Annotated in this window: 17 protein-coding genes; 10 read left to right on the top strand and 7 right to left on the bottom strand. The window is 45.1% G+C overall.

Annotated elements, in window-relative coordinates; all coding sequences use genetic code 11:
- Positions 1–2 precede the first annotated feature (2 nt).
- The gene (locus IEY13_RS18250) at positions 3–2627 is read right to left on the bottom strand and encodes a YfhO family protein (protein WP_188954764.1); all 2625 of its coding nucleotides are present in this window, start codon (positions 2625–2627) and stop codon (positions 3–5) included.
- A gap of 96 nt (positions 2628–2723) precedes the next feature.
- Between IEY13_RS18250 and IEY13_RS18245 the strand changes: the two genes are divergently transcribed.
- Positions 2724–3005 carry a hypothetical protein gene (locus IEY13_RS18245; protein WP_188954762.1) on the top strand — a complete coding sequence of 94 codons (282 nt, stop codon included), beginning with the start codon at positions 2724–2726 and terminating at the stop codon, positions 3003–3005.
- Entirely contained in the window at positions 3002–3808 is an 807-nt protein-coding gene (locus tag IEY13_RS18240) for a queuosine precursor transporter (protein ID WP_188954760.1), read from the top strand. The genes IEY13_RS18245 and IEY13_RS18240 overlap by 4 nt, the downstream gene beginning before the upstream one ends.
- A gap of 5 nt (positions 3809–3813) precedes the next feature.
- On the opposite strand, the gene IEY13_RS18235 is transcribed toward IEY13_RS18240, so the two are convergent.
- The 4 genes from IEY13_RS18235 to IEY13_RS18220 are packed head-to-tail and all read right to left on the bottom strand — an operon-like array spanning position 3814 to position 6923.
- Complete coding sequence (locus IEY13_RS18235) at positions 3814–4275, bottom strand: NUDIX domain-containing protein (protein WP_188954758.1); 462 nt, start codon at positions 4273–4275, stop codon at positions 3814–3816.
- 3 nt (positions 4276–4278) lie between these two features.
- Complete coding sequence (locus IEY13_RS18230) at positions 4279–5217, bottom strand: magnesium transporter CorA family protein (protein ID WP_188954757.1); 939 nt, start codon at positions 5215–5217, stop codon at positions 4279–4281.
- 29 nt (positions 5218–5246) lie between these two features.
- A complete protein-coding gene (gene dapF, locus IEY13_RS18225) occupies positions 5247–6029 on the bottom strand; it encodes a diaminopimelate epimerase (RefSeq protein ID WP_188954754.1) in 783 nt (260 codons plus the stop codon).
- A gap of 21 nt (positions 6030–6050) precedes the next feature.
- Positions 6051–6923 (bottom strand): nucleoside phosphorylase, encoded by an 873-nt coding sequence (locus tag IEY13_RS18220; protein WP_188954740.1) that lies wholly within the window; start codon positions 6921–6923, stop codon positions 6051–6053.
- A gap of 98 nt (positions 6924–7021) precedes the next feature.
- Between IEY13_RS18220 and IEY13_RS18215 the strand changes: the two genes are divergently transcribed.
- From IEY13_RS18215 to IEY13_RS18200, 4 genes are all read left to right on the top strand, one after another.
- Positions 7022–7573 carry a hypothetical protein gene (locus IEY13_RS18215; protein WP_188954738.1) on the top strand — a complete coding sequence of 184 codons (552 nt, stop codon included), beginning with the start codon at positions 7022–7024 and terminating at the stop codon, positions 7571–7573.
- 160 nt (positions 7574–7733) lie between these two features.
- Entirely contained in the window at positions 7734–8957 is a 1224-nt protein-coding gene (locus IEY13_RS18210; protein ID WP_188954736.1) for a DUF4934 domain-containing protein, read from the top strand.
- A gap of 115 nt (positions 8958–9072) precedes the next feature.
- Positions 9073–11772 (top strand): outer membrane beta-barrel protein, encoded by a 2700-nt coding sequence (locus IEY13_RS18205; RefSeq protein ID WP_188954734.1) that lies wholly within the window; start codon positions 9073–9075, stop codon positions 11770–11772.
- Positions 11773–11813: 41 nt separating this feature from the next.
- Positions 11814–11990 carry a hypothetical protein gene (locus IEY13_RS18200; protein ID WP_188954732.1) on the top strand — a complete coding sequence of 59 codons (177 nt, stop codon included), beginning with the start codon at positions 11814–11816 and terminating at the stop codon, positions 11988–11990.
- Between the two features lie 70 nt (positions 11991–12060).
- Here the strand turns inward: IEY13_RS18200 and IEY13_RS18195 are convergent, their stop codons facing one another.
- Positions 12061–12840, bottom strand: coding sequence for an alpha/beta hydrolase (locus IEY13_RS18195; RefSeq protein ID WP_229687910.1), 780 nt, complete (start codon positions 12838–12840; stop codon positions 12061–12063).
- Between the two features lie 219 nt (positions 12841–13059).
- Positions 13060–13599 carry a prolyl-tRNA synthetase associated domain-containing protein gene (locus IEY13_RS18190; protein WP_188954731.1) on the bottom strand — a complete coding sequence of 180 codons (540 nt, stop codon included), beginning with the start codon at positions 13597–13599 and terminating at the stop codon, positions 13060–13062.
- Between the two features lie 135 nt (positions 13600–13734).
- Between IEY13_RS18190 and IEY13_RS18185 the strand changes: the two genes are divergently transcribed.
- From IEY13_RS18185 to IEY13_RS18170, 4 genes are all read left to right on the top strand, one after another.
- On the top strand, positions 13735–14265 hold the full coding sequence (locus tag IEY13_RS18185; protein WP_188954729.1) for a hypothetical protein: 531 nt from the start codon (positions 13735–13737) through the stop codon (positions 14263–14265).
- Between the two features lie 263 nt (positions 14266–14528).
- Complete coding sequence (locus IEY13_RS18180; protein ID WP_188954727.1) at positions 14529–15059, top strand: RNA polymerase sigma-70 factor; 531 nt, start codon at positions 14529–14531, stop codon at positions 15057–15059.
- A 63-nt stretch (positions 15060–15122) separates the two neighbouring features.
- Positions 15123–16109, top strand: a complete 987-nt coding sequence (locus IEY13_RS18175) for a FecR family protein (protein WP_188954725.1) — start codon at positions 15123–15125, stop codon at positions 16107–16109.
- 121 nt (positions 16110–16230) lie between these two features.
- Positions 16231–18930: a TonB-dependent receptor gene (locus tag IEY13_RS18170; RefSeq protein ID WP_229687909.1), complete on the top strand. Its 2700-nt coding sequence runs from the start codon at positions 16231–16233 to the stop codon at positions 18928–18930.
- The last annotated feature ends 5 nt before the right edge of the window (positions 18931–18935 follow it).

Below are 18935 nucleotides of genomic sequence, written 5' to 3'. Positions count from 1 at the left end.
CCCTACTTTGTTGCTTGCTCAGTTTTGGTAATGGCAATGATTTCTTTACCCAGCCAGCCTAAAAACGCCAGCAGCATTAACCAGCCGGCAATAGTACTCAGCACATAGGTTTGCTTGTATACTTTAGGCTCAAACTTAAACTCAATGGTATGCTTACCGGCTGGCACCACCAGTGCACGCAGCACGTAGTTGGCTTTTAATACATCGGCTTGTTTGCCATCAATATAAGCGTACCAGTCTTTGTAATAAATTTCGCTGAACACCGCCAATTGTGGAGCGGCACTGTTGCATTCGTAACTGACAGCATCGTTGTCAAACTTCGTCTGGCGTATCACCGCAGCAGAATCGGCTGTAAACTTGCCATCTATCAGCGATTTGTATTTGTTGTCCAGTACTGCCGTGTCTTTAGGATCAAAGTTGTCCAGTGCGGTCATTTCCTCAGCGGGACCATTTACCCAATGTACACCTTTTACAAACCAGGCATTGCCCAGTGCGCCGGGGTTTTGGGTAGGTGTTGGGTTGTTATCGGCACCTGGCTGAATAATGTATTTGGTATTGAGCATGTTCAGTACCGGCAGATTCATTTTACCGGATAACTGGTAGGTAATCAGATCGTCATAAATACCCAGCTTGGCAGGGTGGTAACCACCGATTGACTTATGGAAGTAAGAGGTATTGGCATCCTGGAACGGATCACCCTTAACCATATTGTACACGCGGTAGTTGGGATCTTTATCCTGCAGAATAGCTTTATCTGCGGCCGACATCGGGAAGTTTTCTTCCTCATAATGTTCTTTTACGGTATAGCTTTTATCGTTCAGGTACTTGCTATCCATTACCAGCAGATCAATCATCAGCACAATACCTACACCCGCCAGTAATACGGTGGCGTTGATTTTTCTTTCAACAAAACCATAAATAAAGGCAAATGCCAGTAATACATATACCAGTGCTACCAGAATGTCTTTACCCAGCAGGCTGGCTCTGTCCTGACGCAGGGCGTGCAGCACACCTTTGGATATTTCCTGATCGCCTTTGGTATTGAACATAAAGTTTTCGTACAGCTGGTTATCGGTTTCCGGCTTAAACTTAGCGTTCAGATCGCGCATGGCGTTCTGCATATCTGCCGGATTGCCTTTGATGATGTTGTTAAAGGCAGCGGTACGTTGTGTATTTTCTTTGCTGAAATCGGAAGTAACGTAAAAAGCAACCACTACAGCAAACACTGCACCGGTTGCAATCAAACCTTTTTTCAGTTGCTTCCACAAAGCAGCGGTGTTCTGGGTAGTGATAATAGTTTCTAATGCCAGTGCAGCACTCAGCGCAAACAACAGCTGCGGTACTACCAGAATAATAGTAGGTACGCGGAACTTATTGTAAAAAGGCAGGTGTTTGAACAGGAAGTTATTGAAGCCTGCAAAGTTGGCGCCCCAGCTCATTATGATAGTAAGCAGCGAAGCGGCCACAATCCAGTAAGTATATTTTTTATCAACAATAAACAGGCTCAGTATAAATAGAAAACATACCACGGCACCCAGATATACGGGACCGTTGGTAAATGGCTGCGGACCCCAGTACAGACTCTGACTTACCTGAGTGGCAATATTGGCTGCCTGATCTTCTCCCACATTCAGCTTTTCCTGAAAATATCTGGCGGTTTTAGAGTTCTCATCCAGTTTGGGGAACAGGTACTGATCTCCATCACGCTGTGCGTAATGCAGCCCATAGCCCTGTACGCCCGGAAACATCAGACTAAAGGTTTCCATGCGGCCGTAGCTCCACTGAAAAGCATACTCTTCGGTAAGGCCTTCGGTTTTGGCGGCTTTACCGTTTTTAGCTGACATATCCAGTACACCACCGCGTTTGCTTTCTTTGGCAAAATCTGCCACAGTAAACAGGTTGGTGCTGTTGCCCAGTACACCAATAATACCGGCTACCAGCGCCAGTGCTACAGCAATTACCATCGGTTTAAACTCTTTCGCTTTAATCCACTGTACCATATAGCTCACGGTCATAATACCAATCACTATCACTATATAATAACTGATCTGCTGGTGGTTCTGCATCAGTTCCAGGCAGGTGAATACGGCGGTGAGTATAAAGCCGCTGATATATTTTTTATTATAAATCAGTATTACCGAACCCAGTAGGGCAGGCATATAAGCCATAGCCAGCATTTTGGTATCGTGCCCGGCACCTATAATAATAGGATTGTAGGTGCAATAGGCAAATGCAAGCGCGGCAATAATGCCAACAATGGGGCGCAGGCGAATGCACATGCACAGTATATAAAAGCAAATACAAGCCAGGAAAAAGAAGTTAAAAGGCTTGGGTAAGCCCAGCTGTAATACAACACCTATATAAGATACAGGGTTAAAAGGCAGGGGATATACAATCTGGAAAGCAGGCATACCGCTGAACATATTGGTAGCCCACAGCGGACTTTCGCCCGTAGCTTTTTTATGTTCGTTCAGCTGATGAGCCATCCCGTTTACCGAAGTAATATCTGACTGTACCAGTGTTACACCGCTTTCCAGTGCAGGTTTACAATATATAATGGTAATGAGCAGAAATATGCCAATGGCTAACAGGTGAGGGTAAATACTTTTCCAGGAAAAATGCTTCATATTGCTTTTTTATGAGATGGGCAAACCTACAGGAAAATAGTCGATTATCAAAAATGACCGTGTATCGAAATAATTGCTAATTTGGACGCCCTGGCTATGCGTATTTTAACTTTTTTATCCCGGGTAGCGCTGCTTTGCGGCGTATTCTTTCTTATTTGCCTGGTTTTGCGGATATACCCTTTTACTTCCGGTAAAAAAGACCTGGAAGGCTTTCTTATTATTATGGGGTGGATACTGGCGCCACTGGTAAACATGGCGGTGTGCGTATGGCTGTTTGCGCTGGCCCTGCGGAAAAAGCCCCTGCCGGTAACCAAACCGGTGGTGCTGCTGCACATTGTGTTATTTGTATTACAGTCACTATTTATATTCCTGAAATGATTCATCATATATTAAAGGACAAGCCTACCAAACTGTTTCTGGGTTTTACCGCATTTTTTGTGGCCAACGCCCTGATTGCCGAATGTATAGGAGGAAAGCTGTTTTCGCTGGAAAAGGTAATTGGCATTGCACCCGCCAACTTTACGCTGTTTGGGCAGGAGGGCTTATCGTTTACCTTAACCTGTGGCGTACTGTTGTGGCCGCTGGAGTTTATTATGACGGATATTGTAAACGAGTTTTATGGCCCCAAAGCGGTAAAACGCATCAGCTATACGGCCGTGGCGTTGATTGCCTACGCTTTTATTATGTTTTACCTGGCTATATGGATAGCGCCGGACAACTGGTGGCTGGGCTCTGGTGCAGATAAGGGCCTGCCCAACATGCAAACGGCGTTTGATGGCATATTCGGACAAAGCAACTGGATTATCATAGCCAGCCTGGTAGCTTTTCTGGTAAGTCAGATAGTAGATGTACTGGTTTTTCACCGCATTAAGCGCATGACCGGCGAAAAACATATCTGGCTGCGGGCTACCGGTTCCACCCTGGTATCGCAGCTGATAGATAGCTATATTGTATTGATTATTGCCTTTAAAATAGGTAGTAACTGGAGCTGGGGCAGGGTGCTTGCTATTGGTATGATGAACTACACCTATAAGTTTGCGGTAGCTATACTGCTTACACCACTAATATATATAGCAGAGAAGCAGATTGAGAAGTACCTGGGTAAAGACAAGGCAAAACAAATGAAACTTGCTGCCATGGGTAAGGAAGAGGAATTTACCAATATACCCACGGCAGGGTAATGATGTTAACGGGGTGGCAGTTGCCTCAGCATATCTGCCACTATCTTATCTATAGGCAGGGTAACCGTATCGCTGGTAATATCCTGCCAGTTTACCCAGCGGAATATTTCATACGCTTTGGTTTTATCTGCCACCTGCTCCGGTGTAAAGTTAAACGGAGTGGTATGTGTAGTCAGATGAATGGGATCGTTGCTTTTTACAAAGTAGTAAATGCAGATGATCTGGTCGGTATTATTAAACGCCGAAATCTGGTAAAAGTCGGTAGTGTAAATATGATCGCCTACGGTTACATTCAGCCCCGTTTCCTCCATAAACTCCCGCTTCAGGCAATCCCGCGTGCCTTCTCCAAACTCCAGCCCGCCGCCGGGAAACTTGGTAATATATGCGCCTCTGATAAACTCATCGGCCAGCAGAATACGGTGGTTGTCATCTGTAAGTATACCGTATACGCGTATATTAAACTTCATGCGTTAAAACCATTTTTTCTTCAGAAAATACCAGCTGATAACTACCGATAAGGCAATGGAAATAATTACCGGGGTGTAAAAGGCATGGGGTGAGTGCTGGTAGGGGATATCCACGTTCATACCATAAATACTGGTTACCAGTGCAGGTAACGACAATATAATGGTAATGCTGGTTAACCTTTTCATTACATTGTTCAGATTATTACTGATAATGCTTGCAAAGGCATCCAGGGTACTGCTGAGGATGTTGGTGTAGGTATTGGCCATTTCCAATGCCTGACTGGTATCTACAATCAGATCCTGTAAAAACTCCCGCTCTTCCTCGTTCAGGCCCAGAAAATTGGTTCTTTCCATTTTCATCATCAGCAGCTCGTTGCTGCGCAGGGCGGTAACAAAGTATACCAGGCTTTTCTGCACACGCATCAGGTACAGCAGCTCCTCGTTCCGGTTGCTGAGGTACAGCTTCTGCTCGTATTGGTTACGGCGCTGGTTAATCTCCTTCAGGTACTCCATAAAGTTCTGCACCACCTTTTCAAATATTTTCAGCACCATCATATTCCGCTTGTCGGGATGACGTTTCTGAAAAGTGTTCAGGAACTTTTTAATAGCACCGTTATCAAACGAATTAACGGTTACAATATGGTTATGGGTAAGAATAATACAGATGGGGATGGTGATATAGTAGGCATCACTATCGTTAAACGAGTTGTTTTCTGTAGGAGTCTTGATTACAATAAACCTTACATTATCCTCTATTTCATACCTGGCCTTTTCGTCAATATCCAGCGAATCGCGTAAAAACTCAATAGGTATGTTCAGCGAGTTGCCCAGGTTGATAAACTCTTCTTCTCTGAAAGGTGGTACCAGATTGGCCCAGATACCGTCTTCCGGCTTATCAATTTCAACAGTCTGGCTGTTTACGTTTTTAAAGTAATGAATCATGTAAGGTGTAAGGGGATAATGTAACCGGATTAAATATGAATAGTTCCTTTAAAAACAAACTCTGCCGGGCCACACAGCCATATATCTTCAAATTTCTCTTCTCCGGTTTTGGTAAACTCCACCGCCAGGTGGCCACCCAGGGTTTTTACCTCTACACGGTTAAAACCGTTATCGTTATGGGCAAATACCAGTGCAGAAGCCGTAACACCCGTGCCGCAGCTAAGGGTTTCATCTTCCACACCGCGCTCGTAAGTGCGTACAAATATGCCTTTAGGCAGTTCTTCCACAAAGTTTACGTTGATACCCTCTTTGGCAAAACGATCGCTGTAGCGGATGCTTTTACCTTCTTCGCGTACATCCATTTCTTCCAGATCGTTACCGCCAACAGGCTTTACGTAGTGGGGTGAGCCGGTGTTGAGTACATAGCTGGAAAAGCTATGCTGCATGCCGTTTACATCTTTCATTTTCAGATGTACCCACTGGTTATCTTTAATTACCGCATCGTGCGGGCCATCGGTGGCAATAAAATGATACGTGCTTTTGTTAATGCCCATATGGCTGGCAAACTTTACCAGGCAACGGCCACCATTACCGCACATGCTGCTTTCGCGGCCATCGGAGTTATAATACACCATTTCAAAATCGTACCCTTCTTTGGTGCTTAACAGCATCAGCCCGTCTGCACCAATACCAAAACGACGGTCGCACAGTTTGTGCACCTGCTCCGTAGTAAGTGTAATTTCGTTGTTGCGGTTATCTATAATTACAAAGTCGTTGCCCGTACCCTGGTACTTGTAAAATGTCAGTTCCATCCTGTAAAATTTCCTGTTCGGTTATGAATGCGCTATAATACCCAGTGTTTTGGTAATGATGCTTTCCACAGCGGCAGCTCCGTCTTTGGTAAACTGTTTGGTAACGCGGTTGGCTACAATTACGTTTAAGCTAAGGCATTGATGGCCCAGTAATTTACCTAAACCATAAATAGCGCTTGTTTCCATTTCAAAGTTACTGATTCGGTGGTTACCGTATTCAAACTCTGTTAAGCGGTTAATCAGCTCCGGATTGGCCAGCCCCAAACGCAGAATACGCCCCTGCGGACCATAAAACCCTGGGCAGGTAACCGTAATACCATTGTGGTAACCTGTTACAAACTGCTTTAACAGAGAAGTGGCCGCGCTGGCAATATAAGGCGATAAACGGCCTTCCAGCTGTGTATGCGCGTTAAATTCTCTTAATATCAGCTTTTCCTCATCATTGTTCTCGTGGCGGTAGTAATGCAGTAAGTTGTCAATACCTATGCCGTGGGTACCTGCCACAAAGCTGTCAACCGGAATAGACGCCTGCAGCGAACCGCTGGTGCCTATACGGAAAATCTGCAGAGAAGTGAGTTCCGGTTTAATAGTGCGGGTGCTGAAATCAATATTGGCCAGTGCATCCAGTTCGTTTACCACTATATCAATATTATCCGGGCCAATACCGGTAGATACTACTGAAATACGCTTATTACCTACATAGCCCGTATGGGTTATAAACTCGCGGTGCTGGCGTTTTACCTCTACCCGGTCAAAATGTTTACTCACCTGTGCCACCCGGTCAGGGTCGCCTACAGTAATCACTACAGGAGCCAGCTCCTCAGGGGTAACATCCAGATGGTAGATAGCGCCGCGGCTATTGATAATCAGTTCGCTTTCAGCAATAAAACTCATACGAATGGTTTTGAGGTGCAAAGGTAGGTACAAGTTTCGGGAGTTGCCGGGCGAATTCAGAAACCTTACTTTTGCCTGAAAATCAATGTAACCAGATTATGAAGAACCAGAGAATTATCCGTGCAGTAAGTCTTGTATTTGTTTCTTTCCTTTTTTCCTGTCAGTTATTCGGCGATAGTCCCGACAAAGTATTCCAGACCATCGGCCTTAACGCCAACAAAATTAATGGCAGTTTCAGCCGTGATTTTAAAGAATTGCGACAGCACAAAGCCGGCGGTTCCATGCAGGTGCCTGCGGCAGATAATAAAACGCTGCGCCCTGCTACCTGTGTAGAGTATGTAAACTATGTGTACGCGCAAAAGCTGGACCGTGACGTTGAAAGAATAGGGAAGCTTACCGTTACCGATGAAACAAAGCCTATTATTAATGCGGCGCTGGACTTGTTTCGCTATGCAGACGAAGTGTATAAGAACGATTACCCCGCTCTGGCCAGAATGATTGATGAAGGCAAAACAGATGTGGAAATTGATGCAGCCGTGGAAAAACTGGATAGCACCAAAGGGGCAGCATTGGACCAGAAGTACAAAACCACTATGGACTTACTGCTGCCGTATGCAGATAAGCACGGTGTCAAGTACAAAGTAATGTAATGAATAAGAATTTATTCAGGGCCGCGCTAACCGAAGTGCGGCCTTTTTTTGTTCATAGCTGGCGTTAATGTAATTCTGACATTTTATTTCATTGTCTGATATTTTCGTATATATTTGATATGATATATATTGATTGTAAGTCAGAAATGTAAATAGCCATATGAATCTGCGAAACCCCAACCCGTTACGCATTTCACTTCATTTAACCTCCTTCTTTGCTTTTTTATTGTTGCATTTGTATGTGAATACTACCAGAGCGCAGGTGCCTGTTGTTCAGCCACCCTCTGATGTTGCCTCCCCGGCAGAAATCAGAATTATTCCCGATGCCGCTGCTGTGAATACGCCCGCTTCTGAATTCCTGGATTCTGTTAGATATGTTCCGCTGGAAACAACGAAAGAAAGCGAAATAGGTGAGATTTCTCAATTGATTGTTTCTGATGATTTTTTTATCATTATGGACACAAAAGCTACCTTTTCTGTGTTGCTATTTAAAAAAGACGGCCGTTTTTACAAAAGAATTAAAGGCTATAACAATAAGCCTTTTGGTAGTCTTTATGAAATACATTTCAATCCGTTTCTTAAAAGGTTAATGGTAATGGGGCGTGTTGCAGGAGAGAATACGGGTGCTTTTGAATACAGTGATACAGGAGATGAGCTGAGTCATGCGCCCTTGCAGGTATTTGAAAGCATCCATCACTTTCTCAATGGAAACATTGCTTTATCCTATTCCGGTCGTTCCAGTAGCCTGGCCTTGCTTACTGCTAAAGGTAAAGTGATGGGGAACTGGTTGCCCCAAAATAGTACGAACCTGAAAGAGGGGGAGGTTTTATCTAACGCTACTGCGTTTTGTAAGGATAGTGATACTACTGTTTTCTATTCCAGACCCTACGATTATCATGTGTACAGATTTAGCCAGACGGGAAGTTTAACAACACCGTTCCGGTTTGTTTTTCCATTGGGTATCAGCCTGCCTGCTGATTTTCTGGATAACGATGCTTATAATAATAAAAGGAGTGATTTGCTGAACGGAAAAATATTCCAGACTGATTTCTTTTTTCAGAAGAATAATACTTTGGCCTTTAAGCTTGCTTACACCGATTACTCCTTGTTTGCTTATCATACCACTTCAGGAATGTTGTATGCAGTTGAGAAGGCGGAGCCGGATTCGGTGAGCTTTTTTTTGCCTGTAGCATCTCCGTGGGAATGTGCTTCTCATAACAATGCCGTGTATTCTTCCATCTCTTGTCTGGATATGTTTCAGGCAGCAGATAAAATAGCAGATAAAAATACCTGGCTTAAAAGCCTTAGCCCTAACCTGCGCACTTTTTTTGAAAGGGGAGGGAGATACGATAATCCTGTTGTCAGCGTCCTTTATCTTAAATAACATTATTGTAATGGTATGTAAACCAATACTATTACTGCTTTTGTGCTGTCTGCTATCTGCAACCGGGGGTTACACGCAATCTGTTACCGGCCGTAATGGTATCATAACGGGCTGTGTGAAAGATTCGGCCTCAGGAAGGGTACTGCCTATGGCAACTGTTTCCGTTTACAGGAGTGCAGATTCTATGTTTATCGTTGCCTTATTTTCCGGAAACAACGGCTCATTTTCGCTTCGTTCATTGCCGGTAGATAGTGTTATAACCTTATCAGTAAGTTATGTGGGTTACAGACGGTATGTAAAGAAAATAAGACTGCCGGCAGAACAGCCGCAACTAAAGCTGGGGGATGTATTGTTGTCTGATGATTCCCGCTTGCAGGATGTGGTAGTAACGGCAGAGATGCCTCCGTTGCGCATGAAAGGGGATACGCTGGAGATTAACCCGGCTGCATTTAACGCCGGCCCCAACGCGGTAATGGAAGATGTGCTTAAGAAAGTGCCGGGTGTAGTGATTTGGGGAGATAATAAGATAACAGTAAACGGAAAGGTAGTGATAAAACTACTGGTAGATGGTAAACCTTTTTTTGGGGGGAGTTTTACCGTGGCAACGCAAAATTTGCCGCCTGAAGTTGTTAAAAAGGTACAGGTGTACACCACTGACAAAAGGCGCCCGGATGATAAAACCATGAACCTGGTACTACATGATGATCAAAAAAACGGTCGCTTTGGAAATGTATCAGTAGCAGCTGGCTCCGGCCGGCATTATGAAGGGGATGTAACCTGGAATATGTACAAACCCAAAATGCAATTGTCTGCCGGTGCAGTAAGTAATAATACCAACAAGGTAGCGGGGAATTTAAGCAACCTATTGCAATACAACACTTATCGTGGCAATATCACTCATCCTGCTTATCAAAGTGATTTTCTGGTAGATGGTGCTAATAAATACCAGGCGGGGGGGATCTTTTTTAACAAAGAGGTTGCCGATAATCGCAGCCTGCAGATAGAATATTTTGGTAACAGCCATCAGAAGGCTGTAGAACGGAAAAGTACTGAAGTTACGTTCGTTGGTGATAGTTCTCTGTCTGCAAACGAGACTGGTAAATATAAAATGAACAGCTGGCAACACGAGATAAAAGGCGAATACACCTGGATAAGACATAAAGGAACAGATTTGAAATCGGATTTTGCGGTGTTGGTTGCAAGGGAAACATTTGTGGATAGTGTTACCGGGTATATGAGGGGGGCCGGCGGCATGCTGCTGAACAGGAGTAGCAGATATGCGGGCATCACCCGGCACCGCCGTAGTGCTGAGTTGAGAACTGTTTTTTATAACCGGCCGCCTGGGACCCGGAAAGCATCTTTTGAAATAGATCATACGATAAAAGCTGGCAATGGCGACAGGGACAGAACGCTGGTAAACAATTATGAAATATACAATACCGGCAGAGACAGCACCCAGATTCAATACAATCGCCTTTTTGAGGAAGATGACCAGGTGTTGTACAATAAGGCCAATATAGCATACGATATAAATTACCTGTTTAATAAACTACGCGGACGACTGAGTAATAATAAAAGGATCTATACTAATATACGCCTACTGAATGGGATTAGTCATCGTTATAGCACGGTAAGCGCTCAGGTAAATGATTATGATCCAGCCACAGCTTTATATAAAACAACCAATAACTATCTTACCAATACCAACAGGGAATCTTTGTTTGAAGAAAGGCCAGGGCTATCTTTTTCACTCGGTAAGGATGTGGTCTTCTCCGGTCGTTATTCTAAAAAGGCAAACCTTTCCGGCAAGCTTGAGTGGCAGTATCAGTCGCTTTCTAACAAAAGTGACAAAGTGTTCAGGAACCTTCATAACAGATATACTGCAGTTCTGCCTTCTGTGGTTTTTGCCTATGGGTATACGAGGCTTCAGGCATTTTCGAGAGATTGGTCATTCAGGTATACAACACATGCCCGTACTCCGGAGTTAAATGAACTGGCACCACTGACAGATAGTACCAATCTATTATTCCTCACAATAGGTAATCCCGGTTTGAAATTGCAGTATCAGCATCATTTTTCTTTTCACTATCAGTATACCAATTTAAAGAACAACCATATAATAGGGGCGGAGCTGAATAGTGCTGCTTTTACCAACAGGATTATGCAGAATACTTTTTACAATCCGGATGGAAGGCAGGTACTTTCTTTTATAAACACTGATAACTACCGGAATGCATTTGCTGTTATTAATTACAGACTGCCGGTAAAGTTGAACAAAATTGTGTTGAACCTGGAAGCCAGAGGTGAAATGTATATGGAAACAGGTGATCTTTTTGTGAACTATGAAAAGAGTACGTTCCAGAATCGCCGTGCTAATATTCAGGCCATAGCCAAAGTTGTGCTGGGTAATACGGAGTTATCTGTAAACCAGCGTGCATTATGGCTGCACAACAGGCTCCGGTTTTCTGAATTACAAACCAGTTCCGGGTTTAACTACTTTACCAGTGCTATGATACAAAAAAGGATTGACCGGCTTACGTTGGCATCCTATACGCAACTGGACCTGTATCGTGCTACGCAGGTACCTTTTATAAGTCGTTTTATATGGAATGCGGCTATTTCTTACCGTATGCTGAAGAATGAGCAGATAGAGCTGAAAGTATCCTGCAATGATATACTGAAGCAAAACCAGTCTGTAGCAAATACGGCTTACCAGAATAAAGTGAATCAGATAGAAGTAAACCGGTTAACGCGTTTTGTGTTGCTGGGGGTAACCTATTATCCCAGAAAGTTTGGACATATAAAGCAGAAGTAGCACTGCTTACTACTGGCAGCAGGAGTATAAGAGGGCAGACCATGCAAAATCAACTGATACAACATACGCACGATGGAACCAGTCTTAACTATCAGGCATTATTGATGACAGATAAATCCCGCGGACAAACGATTATACTCCTCACCAATAATAAACAAAATAAGCTGTATGATTTAGCTGCTGCCATTAAAGTGATACTGGAAAAAGCACCTGAATAACAGATGTATATTACAAACAAAGCGCCTCTCTGATAGAAGAAGCGCTTTTGTACTGTAGAGAATCAGATCATCAGTTAGCAGCCGCAGCCATAATTACTTTTGCTACTTCATCTGCATGAGAAATGAACACCACATGGCTGCCTTCGAGTTCTGTAATATGTGCGTTGGCACGGGTATACATAGTGCGTTCTGTACCGGGGTTCAGTGCCTTATCGCTTTTGGCTACAATACCATAACTGGGTTTTGTTTTCCAGGCTACGTTCTGTACCGGCTCTTCAAAGCATTTGCCTGCAATAGGTACCTGTGAGGCGCACATAAAATCGCTTTGCGCCTTGCTGAGGTCACCGGCAAAACCACCGTGAAACTTAGCCGGATCAAAGTATACAAATCCAAACTGATCGGGTGCTGTAAAACCTGCTTCCGGAGCGGCAGGGGCTGCACCTACCCATTTACCGGCAGATTCTCCTTTATCTGGCATGAACGCCGCCACATATACCAGCGAAGCCACTTTTCTGTTTACGCCTGCTTCGGTAATAACCGTACCGCCCCAGGAGTGGCCTGCCAGTACTACCGGGCCATCCTGTGCATTAATAACGCTATTGGTGGCGTCTACATCGGCTTTTAACGAGGTGAGCGGGTTTTGTACAATAGTTACATGATACCCCTTTCTGGTAAGAATGTCGTATACCCCTTTCCAGCCTGACCCATCTGCAAATGCGCCGTGTACCAGCACAATATTTTTCACTTTAGGAGTTTCTGCTTTAGCGCTGGCCATTATAAATAAGGTACTCAGCAACAGTAAAGCCATTAGCCAGGTGTTGCGGTTGCGGGTAGTAGTTTGTTGTTTCATTGTGTTGTGTTTTATGGAGTTTTTTAATTTGTTGCCGTTTTTAATGAGTCAAAACTAGCATGGCTGGTGGTGCAGCTAAGCGGCAAATAGGGTCAGGCGGACATATCCGGTTCTTAAACCGGAATTAGCGGGCTTTAGCAAGACATTGTGTGCGGGCAAAGCAGCAGGGAGGGACGCAAAAAGCCGGGGTGTGCCCGGCTGAAACTGCTATAAGCTTTATCAGATTTCTATGATGGTTGGCTTATGCCTGGCATAATTTAATACGTCTTCTATAACGTTTGCGGTTTTCAATTTCATATAACCGGTAGTGGTGCCATCACTGCAACCATACCATTCTTCAGACAACACAGCCTTGTCAAATACCACCCGCACTTCATTTTCAGTATCAGCCAATACGCCAAATACAGTAGCAGCCCCAATTTTTACACCCAGTTTCTGTAGTAATAGTTCTTCGGTGGCAAAAGATACACGTGCAATGCCCAAAGCACTGCTGAAGTCTTTTGTTTTAAACGGTTTATCAGCGATAGTAATAAACAGGTAAAAGTCCGTTTGCTGGCGGTTACACAAGAAAAGCGTTTTCACGGTTTTCATATCCAGCTTTTTATCAATCTGAATACAATCTTCCATGGTAATGGCTTCGCCGGTATCCACCCGCTCAAAGGGTATCTGTAGTGCTGCCAGTACCTCATACACTTTTTGCTGGAGCTGGCTATTATAGGTGATGGGGGCTGTAGTAAATATTTCGCTGACGTGAATCATAATCAGGAGCTTTCGGAGGGCAAATATCTGGATTGGCTGGCACTCAACTGCATAATTTATACATAAAATAGAGGGTTTCCGCCATTGCACACCGCAAAGCAACAGGGTACTTTTACAGCTCTATTACTGTAGATTATGGCTTATGCAAACCCACTCATCGAGCAATTGCTCGACCGGTATTCTGATGTGCTTGGAATTGACGAGTTGAAATACAGAAATCACGTATACCGGGTATTCCTCAACTGCCTGTTGCTGGATTGTGATCCGGAGCATGAAGAGAAATACGCAGTGGCAGCCGTATTTCATGATATTGGTATCTGGACGGATAATACCATTGATTATTTACCACCCTCCATAGATCAGGCGCGTTTATTCCTGCTGGAAAAAGGCATGGAAAGCTGGATAGAAGAAATAACCCTGATGATTGTATGGCACCATAAAGTAACCGCTTACATAGGGCCTTTTCTGGAAACTGTAGATAACTTCCGCAAAGCCGACTGGATAGATGTATCGCTGGGCCTGCTTCGCTTTGGACTGGACCGCGACCATATTGAAGACATTCGTGAAGGATTGCCTAACCGTGGATTTCACTGGTTTCTTACAAAGCGGGTATTGAAGAATTGGGTTCGGCATCCGTTGCGGCCATTACCTATGTTCAGGAGGTAGTTATTGTAAAAGTTGGTATTTTTATTCATCATGACCCAATACCTTTTTGAAACGGATGATTTTGCCTTATCTGAAGAAGGCATTCACTTACTCAGAAATAAATTCAAATTCAAAACAATTACCTACGAAGAAAAAATCCAGTTAGGGAAGCGACTATTTCCTGAATAATCGTATATAGCTAACCAGCCTGATTGTTCTTTTTGCCAAATTCGTAAACCCTTCCTCCGCAGCTCCGCTACTTTTGCCGGCATACAGGCTGCGCAGTGAGTACCAGAGAAAAGTTGACTACCGGCGATATTCGCATTAACGCTGCTTCTTTTGAAACGCTTTACAAACTGTACTGGAAAAAGATGTACATCATCGGTTACCGGTATACACAGGATGCAGAGTTGGCAAAAGAAGTGGTGCAGGACGTATTCAAAAGCCTGTGGGAGCGACGCGATACACTGATTATAGAAGGCGCTGCTGAAAATTACCTTATCCGCGCCACCAAGCTTAAAATACTGGAACGCCTCCGCAGCGAGAGCCGTATTCAGGAGCATCTTTCCGCCGCCGGTTATATGCAACCGCAGCAGGGCAATATTACAGAAGACGAAATACGGTTTAAAGAGCAATACCAGCAGTGGCAGGAAGGGATAGCGGCATTGCCGGAGAAATGCCGCATGGTATATCAGCTGAGTCAGCAGGCTGTATTAACACCCCAACAGATTGCCACCCGCCTCAACATATCCGCTAAAACAGTGGAAAACTATCTCTCCGAAGCCAACAGGTTGCTCCGGAAAAAAATATTCTGAAAATATTCCGCATTTCATCGGGAGAAAGATTGTCCTCAATCAACTAATCAATAAATGTCAGATATGGATATTACGCCCGAATTGCTGAACAGGTACCGCAAGGGCCTTTGCAGCCCCGCCCAAATGCGTGCGGTGGAAGCCTGGGCGGAACGGCATGAAATGGTGGACGATGCCGATTTTCCGCTGCCTGGCCGGGAAGCGGAGCTGGAACAGGAAATATGGACCTCTTTAGATAATTACAGGCAGAAGCCGCCGGTGCGTGCCATGCACAGCCGCCGCTGGTTTACCGGGGGGATAACCGCAGCGGCTACCCTTGTTGTCGCAGCCGGCGTGCTTCTGTTTCTATACCACGGTCGTTCGGGTAAAAACAACGCTTTGCTGGCTGAAAAGAACGCGGTTAAAGCGGTTTGGGATACCATTAAAACCTTAGCGGGAGAACGCCGTACCGTGCAACTGCCGGATGGCTCGCAGGTAATACTGAATAGTGGTTCTGAACTGGCATATTCCAGGCAGTTTTCTACTGCGGCCCGCAATGTTTTTCTTTCCGGAGAAGCCTTTTTTACGGTAGTGGCAGATGCCCGGCGGCCTTTTACTATTCACTCCCCGCTTACACAGGTGCAGGTGCTGGGTACATCTTTTAATATGCAGGCTTATGCAGAAGATACTGCTGCCTGGGTTACGGTGGAAGAAGGGAAAGTTGCGCTCACCAGTCTGCCTTATATGCAGGGTGCGCGCAGTATTACGCTTATCGCAGGTGAGCAGGGCGTAGCTGGCCAAAGCGGCAGCCTGCGTAGCCGTAATGTATATGCAGGCAATTATCATGCATGGACGCGCAATCAGCTACTGATACAGGATAAAACCCTGCCCGAAACTGCATTGCTGTTACAGAGGTGGTTTAATAAAAAAGTAGTGATTGATAGCAACGCATTGCAGCACGAACGGTTTACCGGAAGGTTTAATAATCCGCAACCAGAGCAGGTGTTAAAGGCTATTGCGTTTGTAGTGAAATGCCGCTACAGCATCAACGATCAGGAAATTCATTTATATTAATTCACATAAAAACAGTTACACCCTAAACCGTTATAAAACAAAAACCCGGTGCTACGTCTGGACAACTTACACCGGGATTGTATTTAACCAGGTTTCTGTCAGCTAAATACCCGATAAAAATATGCAAATAAGTGAACAGCTTAAAAACTGTATTAAGTTTCTGTGTGCCTTTTGTATGGCCTTTTTGTTAGTGTTGCCCTTTAAAAGCCTGCATGCGCAGCAGGGTGCGGGCTTGTTGCAAACTAAAATTACCCTTCGTTTAACACAGGTGCCGCTGGCAGATGCACTGGCTGCCATTGGCGATAAGGCGGGCTGCACATTTTCCTACAGTTCTAACCAGCTGGATGCGCAGAAAAAAGTAAACGCCGCCTTTCAGGATACGCCGCTGGAAACAGCGCTGAAGCAACTGCTGGGCAACCGCTTAAAGCGCCTGCGCGTAAGTGGCAGCCAGATATTTATTCAAACTGCCGCAGATAAAGGCAGTGTAAAGGGCAAGGTAGTTACTGCCGATGGGCGCCCTGCGGCTGATGTTATATTACAGCTGCAAAGCACCCATTATACCACTACTACACATGCAGATGGCAGCTTTCAGCTGGAAGCGGAAGAAGGGCCGTATCAGCTGGCTGCTTCTTTTGTAGGGTTGGAAACGCAAACACAGGCGGTGCAGATAACGGCAGGCAATGCTGTTGCAGTAAACTTTACCCTTACGGAAAGTAGTGAGCAGCTGGAAGGTATTATAGTTTCTACCGGTAAGCGTAACAAGTTTGCCAGCCGCAGCAGCGAAACGGCTGGAAAAATGCCTTTGAAGAATATGGAGAATGCGCAGGTGTATACTTCTGTTTCCAAAGAGCTGATTGCCGAGCAGGTGATTACCGATTTTGGCAATGTGCTTAAAAACACCCCCGGTGTTTATAAAATTCAGGGCAACCGCGGCATCAACTCCGATGGCGCATCATTTTATACTATCCGCGGCTTTCGTACCGAAGCTGCGCTTACAGATGGGCTGCCCATGCAAACCAATGGCGAAATAGATCCTGCCTATGTAGAAAGAGCAGAGGTGCTGAAAGGCCCTTCCGGAACCTTGTATGGTGGCGCTATTACCAACCTGGGTGGCTTAATCAATATTATTACCAAAAAACCGGTAGATACACTGGGGGGCGAATTCAGTTATACCACCGGTAGCTTCGATCTTAACCGCATTACCGCAGATGTTTATGGTGCGGTAAACCGCAGCAAAACCCTGCTGGCGCGTGTTAACGCTGCCTACCAGTATCAGGGTAGTTTTCAGGATGCCGGTTTCCGCCGCACTACCTTGCTGGCGCCTGCACTGGAATACCATGCTTCTGATAAACTGTCCATTTCGCTGAATGCTATGTTTTATAATGGCGAAGGCACCAGCCCCGTTTCTATTTTCCTGCACCGTACCCGGCAGTTTATTGCCCGCACACCGGAGGAACTGAATTTTGACTGGAAGCGCAGTTATACCGGTAATGATATTACTATGAAAACGCCTACCACCAACGTATACTCCAAAATTACTTATAAGCTTAGCGAGCAGTGGACTTCGCAAACCAACTTCTCCAGCAACACCCGTAAGTCGGAAGGTATTTATCAGTACGATTTTATCCGGGCCAATACCGATGAAAGAATTGAGCGCAACGTAAGCATGCACAATACCACCAACACCACACTGGATCTGCAACAGAACTTTACCGGCGATTTTCATATTGGCCGCTTCCGCAACCGTTTGCTGGTGGGGTTGGATTATGTGCGTCAGAAAGCCAATAACAATATCTCGGCCTATGTGGCATTTGATACCATCAGTGCGGTAGCGGCCGATCCCCGTTATGGTAATATTTCGCGCGGGGCGGTAGAAGCACGTATTGCAGCAGTTACCAGCGGGTTAACCCGTAACAACAGTGCAGTGAATATTTACAGCGCCTATGTATCGGATGTGTTTAATGTTACCGATCGTTTGAATGCTATGGCCAGTGTGCGGGCAGACCGTTACAACAGCGAAGGAACCTTTGACCGTGTGGCAGGTGCTATGGTGCGCGATTCTAAATTTGATCAGACTTCGGTAAGTACCAGATTGGGTGTAGTATACCAGGTGGTAAAAGATAAGGTGTCTGTATTTGGTAACTATATGAATGGCTTTTTATATCTGGCACCTGTTGTACAGCCACTGCCCGATATTTCCGGGGTGCTGAAACCGCAACAGGCCAACCAGTGGGAAGGTGGTGTTAAGCTGGATGTACTGAAGAACCGCCTGAGTGTAACCGCCAGCTATTATAACATTGAACTGGATAAAGCTACCCGTACAGAAGTGGTGGTGCGCGATAACAAAAACTACAATGTTACCATACAGGATGGTACCCAGAAAAGCCGTGGGTATGAGGTGGAAGTAATTGCCAACCCCGCTAACGGACTTAATATTATTGCCGGTTATGGCCATAACTACAGCAAGCTTACCAAAGCTATTGCAGCGCTGGAAGGCCGCAGGCCGGTATCTGCCGGTCCTGCCGATCTGGTAAATGCCTGGGTAAGCTATAGCCTGCAAAATGGTAAATGCAAAGGTTGGGGTGCTGGTTTGGGTGGTAACTACATCAGCGAACACCTTACCGCCAACAGCGCAGTAACGGGCGTATTTACCCTGCCTGCGTATACACTTATGAACGCTACGGTGTATTACGATGCAAGATGGTATCGCCTGGCGGTAAAGCTGGATAACATTTCCAATCGCCTGTATTTTGCAGGTCAGGGGGTGTTAACAGCGCAGCAGCCACGTAGCTTCTCCGCAAATCTTACAGTGAAGTTTTAGAATTT

The organism is Filimonas zeae (assembly GCF_014641615.1).
Classification (GTDB): Bacteria; Bacteroidota; Bacteroidia; order Chitinophagales; family Chitinophagaceae; genus Filimonas; species Filimonas zeae.
Note: the sequence above shows the minus strand (reverse complement) of the source record. Positions and strands in the feature narration are given on the sequence as shown.